The 8,808-nt window shown below is 71.9% G+C and carries 7 protein-coding genes; 6 read left to right on the top strand and 1 reads right to left on the bottom strand.

Features of this window, described 5'->3' with window-relative positions:
• The coding region (locus ACIBJF_RS22585; RefSeq protein ID WP_399176081.1) for a hypothetical protein at positions 1 to 685 on the bottom strand (685 nt) is incomplete at its 3' end.
• 60 nt (positions 686 to 745) lie between these two features.
• Here ACIBJF_RS22585 and ACIBJF_RS22580 point away from each other — a divergent pair.
• From ACIBJF_RS22580 to ACIBJF_RS22555, 6 genes are all read left to right on the top strand, one after another.
• Positions 746 to 1,531, top strand: a complete 786-nt coding sequence (locus tag ACIBJF_RS22580; RefSeq protein ID WP_399176079.1) for an adenosylcobinamide-GDP ribazoletransferase — start codon at positions 746 to 748, stop codon at positions 1,529 to 1,531.
• Positions 1,532 to 1,591: 60 nt separating this feature from the next.
• On the top strand, positions 1,592 to 2,212 hold the full coding sequence (locus ACIBJF_RS22575) for an RDD family protein (protein ID WP_399176077.1): 621 nt from the start codon (positions 1,592 to 1,594) through the stop codon (positions 2,210 to 2,212).
• Positions 2,213 to 2,487: 275 nt separating this feature from the next.
• Positions 2,488 to 4,053, top strand: coding sequence for a leucyl aminopeptidase (locus tag ACIBJF_RS22570; protein WP_399176075.1), 1,566 nt, complete (start codon positions 2,488 to 2,490; stop codon positions 4,051 to 4,053).
• Positions 4,054 to 4,343: 290 nt separating this feature from the next.
• Entirely contained in the window at positions 4,344 to 5,732 is a 1,389-nt protein-coding gene (gene lpdA / locus ACIBJF_RS22565; protein WP_356315799.1) for a dihydrolipoyl dehydrogenase, read from the top strand.
• Between the two features lie 61 nt (positions 5,733 to 5,793).
• Positions 5,794 to 7,593 carry a 2-oxoglutarate dehydrogenase, E2 component, dihydrolipoamide succinyltransferase gene (gene sucB, locus ACIBJF_RS22560; RefSeq protein WP_399176073.1) on the top strand — a complete coding sequence of 600 codons (1,800 nt, stop codon included), beginning with the start codon at positions 5,794 to 5,796 and terminating at the stop codon, positions 7,591 to 7,593.
• Between the two features lie 312 nt (positions 7,594 to 7,905).
• Positions 7,906 to 8,529 (top strand): GntR family transcriptional regulator, encoded by a 624-nt coding sequence (locus ACIBJF_RS22555; protein WP_351798522.1) that lies wholly within the window; start codon positions 7,906 to 7,908, stop codon positions 8,527 to 8,529.
• The last annotated feature ends 279 nt before the right edge of the window (positions 8,530 to 8,808 follow it).

Here is an 8,808-nt window from a genome sequence, read left to right as displayed (position 1 = left end):
CCCAACGACGATCGTGCCGATAGATGCGCAGCGCGGCCTTGGCGCGGGCGCGGGGCCGGCGGCCGTAGAAGCGCCGGGCCCACGGCGAGCCGGGACGGGCCAGCCGGACGGCGCCGACCAGCGCGACCAGCGGCACGATCGCCCCGAAGACCGCGACGCGCGCCTTGCCCTTGCTCAGCGCGACGAGGGCGAAGAGGAAGTTGACGGCGATGGTGCCGAGGGCGCCGCCGCGGCCCTGAAGTTCCTGCGCGGACAGGTCGTTGACGCCGAACGGGGCGAATCCGGCGAGCAGCAGCCCGACGAGCGCGGCGGTCAGCACGACGACCTCGACGCTTTTGCGGCCCTCCTCGGTCCAGTAGACGTCGTCCAGGTGCAGGATCAGCGCGAACTCGTCCAGGACCAGCCCGACCCCCATCCCGAACAGCACGGCGGCGATGGCGCCGCCGGCGCCGTGCCGGTCGCTGGCGACCGCGCCGAACCCGCCGACGACGGTGAGGACGACCCCGGGGACGACGTGGTGGATGTGCAGCCCGCCCGCCTTCACGTTCCCGAACGGGCCCTTGCCGGCCCGGATCAGCCGGGTGATCACCCGGGTCACGACGAACGTGAACAGGAAGGCGGCGAGGGCGAGCAGCAGCGGGAGCTTGCCCGGTTCGACGATGTTCCGCACCCACCAGTGCCCCATATGCGCACCTTATCCCCGGGCATGGAAAGCGGCTCCGCGACCGCCGGGTAACCTGCGCCGGTGCCCAAGTCCTCACCGCTCCACGGCCTCCGCTTCGCCTTCGGCACCCTCACCGTGCTGCCCGTCCCGGTGCACCGCTGGGACCGCGAGGCCGCACGCGGCGGGATGCTGAACGCCCCGGTCGCCGGACTGGCCGTGGGCGCCTGCGCGGCCGGACTCGGGCTGCTGCTGCTCCTCCTCGGCGCCGGCCCGCTGCTCGCCGCCGTCGCCTCCGTCGCCGTACCCGCCGCCCTGACCCGCGGACTGCACCTCGACGGTCTCGCCGACACCGCCGACGGGCTGGGCAGCGGCAAGCCCGCGGAGGACGCGCTGCGGATCATGAAGCAGTCGGACATCGGCCCGTTCGGCGTCCTCACCCTGGTGCTGGTGCTCCTGGCCCAAGTCGCCGTCCTGGCCCAGCTGTACGGCGACTCATGGTTCCGGGGTGCCCTGGCGGCCGTCGTCTCGGCGGTCACGGCCCGGCTCGCCCTCACCCTGGCCGCGCGGGCGGGAGTCCCGGCCGCCCGGCCCGAGGGCTTGGGGGCGGCGGTGGCCGGGGTCGTACCGGTGCCGGGCGCGCTGGCCGTCACGGCGGCCTTCACGATCGGTTCGGCGGCCTGGGGGACGGCCCTCGGCCCGTACGCCGCCGTACGCACGGCGGCGGCGGTCCTGCTGTCCCTGGCCGTGGCCGAACTCCTGCTGCGCCGCTGCGTGAGCCGGTTCGGCGGGGTGACGGGGGACGTCTTCGGCGCGCTGGCGGAGACGGCCGCGACAACGTCGTTGATCGTGTTGTCCCTGGGCGGCTGAGGCACCCGCTAAGCTCTCCGCCCGTACACGGACAAGAGAGTTGCACATCGGGGGAATTCCGTGCTGAAGCTGCGCCGTGCCCTGGCCTGGTTCATGGACTTCGCACTCATCGCGTCGGCGGCCACCCTGCTCGCGATACTCACCTTCCATCGCGTCACCGCCCTCGTGACCGACGTGCCCGAGCTGGCGACACGGGGCGGCCTGGACCTCGTGACCTCGCGCGGTGACGTCATCGGCGCCTCCGAACACCTCGGCCTGTCCGTGTGGGGCACGGTGGTCCTGGACGTGGAGGAGGCCTTCGGCGCACTCGTCGTCGTCACGTTCCTCTACCAGTGGGCCTGCCTCACCTGGCCCGGCCGCACCCTCGGCAAGGGCGTGCTCGGCCTGCGTGTCACTCCGCGGCTGTCCCGGCACGCCCTGCGCCGCGCCGCCGTCACCACCGCCGCCGACGTCGCGGTGTACGCGCTGGCCTGTGTGCTGCTGATCGAGGGGAGGTTCGGGCTGTCGCTGCTGGTGTGGGCCGTCGCGGTGGTGCTGTTCCTGGTCAACGCGCTGACGGTGGTCTTCCCCGGCCGCCGCTCCCTCGCCGACCGGCTGGCCGGCACCTCCGTCGTGGGCGCCTTTCAGCGGGCGGAGCCCAGCCCGATGGGCAGCGTGCCCGGGGTCCCTCGTGCGGGATGAGTCCGGCGGAAGACCCTCGGCGGTGGCCGAAGTGACCATGACGCCACACACAGGTGAACGCCCGCAGGAATGAGCGATCGCGCGCACGCGCGTAGTCTCGTCCCGGGTGTTCGCCGACAGGGTGAAGGCCCCGGTTGCCACCCGCGCCCAGGCATGGACCTAGGGTCGGCTCTCGGGCCCGGTCGACCTACCCCACTGCGGCGGTCGTCCCACAAGGACGACCGAGGATCGCAACGGCCACAGCAACTTCACATCGGAAGCGAGATTTCACCACCGTGACTGCTCTGACTCTCAGCACCGCCGCGGCGCCCGGCCTGCGGGCCGACGCGATCGTGATCGGTGTCGCCAAGGGCACTGGATCCAGGTCTGGGGACCTCGTCGTAGCGCCGGGCGCCGAGGCCGTGGACGAGGCGTACGACGGCAAGCTGGCCGGCGTCCTGGAAACCCTCGGCGCCTCGGGTGCCGAGGGCGAGCTGACGAAGCTGCCCGCTCCGGCGGGCTTCAAGGCACCGCTCGTGGTGGCGGTCGGCCTGGGCGCGGAGCCGGACGCCAAGACCGAGGACGAGGACGGCGAGGGCGGCGAGGGCTACGACGCCGAGGCGCTGCGCAAGGCCGCCGGCGTGGCCGCCCGCGCGCTCGCCGGCTCCAAGAAGGCCGCGTTCGCCCTGCCGGTCGACAGCCCGGGCGCCGTCGGTGCGATCGCCGAGGGCATCCTGCTCGGCGCGTACTCCTTCGACGTCTACAAGGAGAACGGCAAGGACGCCAAGGCCAAGAACGGCAAGGCGCCGCTGGCCGAGGCCGCGCTGCTCGGCGGCAAGCCGCGCGACGCCGCCCACAAGGGGGCCGTCGCCCGCGCCGTCGCGGTCACCGAGGAGCTGAACCGCGCCCGCGACCTGATCAACACCCCGCCGAACGACCTGACTCCCGCCATCTTCGCCGGCATCGCGCAGACCGCGGCCAAGGAGCACGGCATCAAGGTGCAGGTGCTCGACGACAAAGCCCTGACCAAGGGCGGCTACGGCGGCATCCTCGGCGTCGGCGCCGGCTCCGCGGCCACGCCGCGTCTGGTGAAGCTGTCGTACACGCACCCGAAGGCGGACAAGCACCTGGCCTTCGTCGGCAAGGGCATCACCTACGACTCGGGCGGCATCTCGCTCAAGCCGGCCGGGCACAACGAGACGATGAAGTGCGACATGAGCGGTGCCGCCGCCGTGTTCGCCGCCGTCGTCGCCGCCGCGCGTCTCGGCCTGGAGGTCAACCTCACCGGCTGGCTGGCGCTGGCGGAGAACATGCCGTCCGGCTCCGCGGTGCGCCCGGGTGACGTGCTGCGCATGTACAGCGGCAAGACGGTGGAGGTCCTCAACACCGACGCCGAGGGCCGGCTGGTGCTCGCGGACGCGCTGTGGGCGGCCTCGCAGGAGAGCCCGGACGCGATCGTGGACGTCGCGACCCTCACCGGCGCCATGATGCTCGCCCTCGGCAGCCGGACGTTCGGTGTCATGGCCAACGACGACGCGTTCCGCTCCGCGGTGCACGAGGCGGCGGAGGAGGTCGGCGAGCCGGCCTGGCCGATGCCGCTGCCGGAGCACCTGCGCAAGGGCATGGAGTCCCAGGTCGCCGACATCGCGAACATGGGCGAGCGGATGGGCGGCGGGCTGGTCGCCGGTCTGTTCCTGCGCGAGTTCGTGGGCGAGGGGATCACGTGGGCGCACCTCGACATCGCCGGCCCGGCCTTCAACGAGGGCGGTCCCTTCGGTTACACGCCGAAGGGTGGTACGGGGTCGGCTGTGCGGACGCTGGTGCGGCTGGCGGAACTCACGGCCGCGGGTGACCTGGGGTAACGGTCGCCCATCAGCTCGGGTCGCACGTCGTACGGCGGCTTTCGGGGCGCGGGGGGCTGGTCGCACAGCTTCCCGCGCCCCTTTCCGTGGGCCGCTTCCCCCTTCGTTTCAAGTGGACGTGGGACGTCTCACACACTGGCCCGGCGTCTCGATCTCCTCCGACAGGTGTAAAGATGGAGCCCGGCAGGACAGGGCCCCCACCGAAGGGCCGAAGCATCAAGCGGCCGGACACCAGCCGCCTGCCGGTCACAGGAGACCGGCGTACGGCGCACATGCATGGAGGACGTGACGTGGCGAACGACGCCAGCACCGTTTTCGACCTAGTGATCCTCGGCGGTGGTAGCGGTGGTTACGCCGCGGCCCTGCGCGGGGCGCAGCTGGGCCTGGACGTCGCCCTGATCGAGAAGGACAAGGTCGGCGGCACCTGCCTGCACCGGGGTTGCATCCCCACCAAGGCCCTGCTGCACGCGGGCGAGATCGCCGACCAGGCCCGCGAGAGCGAGCAGTTCGGCGTCAAGGCCACCTTCGAGGGCATCGACGTCCCGGCCGTCCACAAGTACAAGGACGACGTGATCTCCGGCCTGTACAAGGGCCTGCAGGGTCTCATCGCGTCCCGGAAGGTGACGTACATCGAGGGTGAGGGGCGCCTGTCCTCCCCCACCTCCGTCGACGTGAACGGGCAGCGCATCCAGGGCCGCCACGTCCTGCTGGCGACCGGCTCCGTGCCGAAGTCGCTGCCGGGCCTGGACATCGACGGCAACCGGATCATCTCCTCCGACCACGCCCTCGTCCTGGACCGCGTGCCGAAGTCCGCGATCATCCTGGGCGGCGGTGTCATCGGCGTCGAGTTCGCCTCGGCGTGGAAGTCCTTCGGCTCGGACGTCACGATCATCGAGGGCCTGAAGCACCTCGTCCCGGTCGAGGACGAGAACTCCTCGAAGCTTCTCGAGCGCGCGTTCCGCAAGCGCGGCATCAAGTTCAACCTCGGCACCTTCTTCCAGAAGGCCGAGTACACCCAGGACGGCGTGAAGGTCACCCTGGCGGACGGCAAGGAGTTCGAGGCCGAGGTCCTCCTCGTCGCCGTCGGCCGGGGCCCGGTCTCGCAGGGCCTGGGCTACGAGGAGGCCGGGGTTGCCATGGACCGCGGTTACGTCCTCGTCGACGAGTACATGCGGACCAACGTTCCGACCATCTCCGCCGTCGGCGACCTCGTCCCGACGCTTCAGCTCGCGCACGTCGGCTTCGCCGAGGGCATCCTGGTGGCGGAGCGTCTGGCCGGTCTGAAGGTCGTTCCGATCGACTACGACGGTGTCCCGCGGGTGACGTACTGCCACCCGGAGGTCGCCTCCGTCGGTATCTCCGAGGCCAAGGCCAAGGAGATCTACGGCGCGGACAAGGTCGTCGCTCTGAAGTACAACCTGGCGGGCAACGGCAAGAGCAAGATCCTGAAGACCGCGGGCGAGATCAAGCTCGTCCAGGTCAAGGACGGTGCCGTGGTCGGCGTCCACATGGTCGGCGACCGCATGGGTGAGCAGGTCGGCGAGGCCCAGCTGATCTACAACTGGGAGGCGCTGCCGGCCGAGGTCGCCCAGCTCATCCACGCCCACCCGACGCAGAACGAGGCGCTCGGCGAGGCCCACCTGGCCCTGGCCGGCAAGCCGCTGCACTCCCACGACTGAGCCTTCGGTCCACGGGCGCGACGACACAGACTTCCGCAATTCGTTAGGAGCAACCGAAACCATGGCGGTTTCCGTAACCCTTCCGGCGCTCGGTGAGAGCGTCACCGAGGGCACTGTCACCCGCTGGCTGAAGGCCGAGGGCGAGCGCGTCGAGGCCGACGAGCCGCTGCTGGAGGTGTCGACCGACAAGGTCGACACCGAGATCCCCTCGCCCGTCTCCGGTGTCCTGTCCTCCATCAAGGTCGCCGAGGACGAGACCGTCGAGGTCGGCGCCGAGCTGGCCGTGATCGACGACGGCACCGGCGCCCCCGCGGCCGCCCCGGCCCCCGCCGCCGCCGAGGCCCCGGCTCCGGCGGCCCCCGCCGCCCCGGCCCCGGTCGCCGAGGCCCCCGCGGCTCCGGCCGCGCCCGCCGCCCCGGCCCCCGCCGCTCCGGCCGGTGGCGCCACCGGCACGGACGTGGTCCTGCCCGCGCTCGGTGAGTCCGTCACCGAGGGCACCGTCACCCGCTGGCTGAAGTCGGTCGGCGACTCCGTCGAGGCCGACGAGCCGCTGCTCGAGGTCTCCACGGACAAGGTCGACACCGAGATCCCGGCGCCCGCCTCCGGCGTGCTGCTGGAGATCGTGGTGAACGAGGACGAGACCGCCGAGGTCGGCGCCAAGCTCGCCGTCATCGGCGCCCCGGGTGCCGCCCCGGCCGCCGCTCCGGCTCCGGCCGCCCCGGCGCCCGCCGCCGCTGCCCCGGCCCCGGCCGCCCCCGCGGCTCCGGCTGCCCCGGCCGCCCCCGCCGCCCCGGCTCCGGCCCCGGCCGCGCCCGCCGCTGCCGCCCCGGCCCCGGTCCAGCCCGCGGCCCCGGCTCCGGCGCCCGCCCCGGCTCCGGTCACCCCGGCCACCGCGCCGACCCACCCGACCGCCACCCAGGCGACCGACGAGGGCGCCTACGTGACCCCGCTGGTGCGCAAGCTTGCCGCCGAGAACGGCGTCGACCTGGCCACCGTCAAGGGCACCGGCGTCGGCGGCCGTATCCGCAAGCAGGACGTCCTCGCCGCCGCCGAGGCGGCGAAGGCCGCCGCGGCCGCCCCGGCTCCGGCCGCCGCTGCCGCTCCGGCCGCCAAGAAGGCCCCGGCCCTGGAGGTCTCCCCCCTCCGCGGCCAGACCGTCAAGATGCCCCGCATCCGCAAGGTCATCGGCGACAACATGGTCAAGGCGCTGCACGAGCAGGCCCAGCTGTCGTCGGTCGTCGAGGTCGACGTCACCCGCCTGATGCGGCTGCGCGGCCAGGCCAAGGACTCCTTCGCCGCGCGCGAGGGCGTCAAGCTCTCCCCGATGCCGTTCTTCGTGAAGGCGGCGGCCCAGGCGCTGAAGGCCCACCCGGTCATCAACGCCAAGATCAACGAGTCCGAGGGCACCATCACCTACTTCGACACCGAGAACATCGGTATCGCGGTGGACTCCGAGAAGGGCCTGATGACCCCGGTCATCAAGCACGCCGGCGACCTCAACATCGCGGGCATCGCCAAGGCCACGGCGGAGCTGGCCGGCAAGGTCCGCGCCAACAAGATCACCCCGGACGAGCTGTCCGGCGCGACCTTCACCATCTCCAACACCGGTTCGCGTGGCGCGCTGTTCGACACGATCATCGTGCCGCCGGGCCAGGTCGCGATCCTCGGCATCGGTGCCACGGTCAAGCGTCCGGCCGTCATCGAGACCGAGGAGGGCACGGTCATCGGCGTCCGCGACATGACCTACCTGACCCTCTCCTACGACCACCGCCTGGTCGACGGCGCCGACGCGGCCCGTTACCTGACGGCGGTCAAGGCGATCCTGGAGGCGGGCGAGTTCGAGGTCGAGCTCGGCCTCTGATCTCCCTGATCAGTACGGCGAGAGCCCCCGTCCGGAATCCTTCTCCGGGCGGGGGCTCTGCTCGTACACGCGGGGGCGCGGTGCCGCCGGATCTCTCGAACACGACCGCGGACCCGGCGGGATGGACCAGGTCCCGCGCGATCGCCACAAACCCGCCCGCACCCGTCCGACGGCCCTGCGCATCGGGTCCCTCAGGCGCCCCAGTGACCATGTGCGCCTCGTCTCACCTGCACCAAAGCACCCCCGCGCGCCCTACCCACGGAGCGAACCCGCCGTATTGTCTAAGCGTCAGCCCTCCCTAAGGAGCCCTCAATGACCGCGCCCGTCGTCCACTCGCTGCGCGAACAGATCCGCGAGCACATCGTGGAGGGAATCGTCAGCGGGCGCTGGCAGCCGGGTGAGCGGATCGTGGAGCGGCGGATCGCGACCGAGCTGGAGGTCAGCCAGACACCGGTACGGGAGGCGCTGCGCGAGCTGGAGTCGCTGCGGCTGATCGAGTCCGCGCCGAACAAGGGCGTCCGGGTGCGGAACCTGACCGCGGCCGACCTGGAGGAGAGCTACCCCGTGCGCGCCGGGCTGGAGGCCATCGCGGCGGAGCTGGCGGCCGACCGTCTCGCGGAGGACTGCTCGGCGCTGGAGCCGCATGTGCTGGCGCTGTACGAGGCCGACCGCAAGGCCGACGGCACCGCGCAGGTGCGCCACACCGTCGGCTTCCACCGCGAACTGGTGCGCGCGGCGCACAACTCGGTGCTGCTGCACACCTGGGAGGGCCTGGGCATCGAGGTCTTCACGGCGCTGTCCATCCGCTGGCTGGGCACGGTCCAGCAGTCGTACGCGGAGGAGCACGAGGAGCTGGTGGCCGCCTTCAAGAGGCGGGACCCCCGCATCCCCGAGATCGTGAAGGCGCACGTGCTGGGCTGCGCGCCACGGGCCTGACGCGGGCTTGGTTCAGTCGAGCAGGCCCCCGCTCAGACGCCACCCCACCTGCGAAAACAAGGCGATTCGGCGTCACCCGGTGCCATCTGTCAAGGCACCGCGTGCCGACTTTCTCGGAATCGAGACTTTTTCCCCCTGAAACCTTTGATCGATCATCGATCAGGGAGTTACAGTCGCCGACGGACTTCCACCGAAGTCCCCGCCCTGTCCTGCCAAAGACCTAGGGCACCCCCGAACCCTTACCGATGAGGGAACCCCCCTTCGACTGAGGAAGGCGGC

It is taken from the genome of Streptomyces sp. NPDC050743 (genome assembly GCF_044456925.1).
Lineage (GTDB): Bacteria > Actinomycetota > Actinomycetes > Streptomycetales > Streptomycetaceae > Streptomyces.
This window is presented reverse-complemented; position numbering and strand designations above follow the sequence as displayed.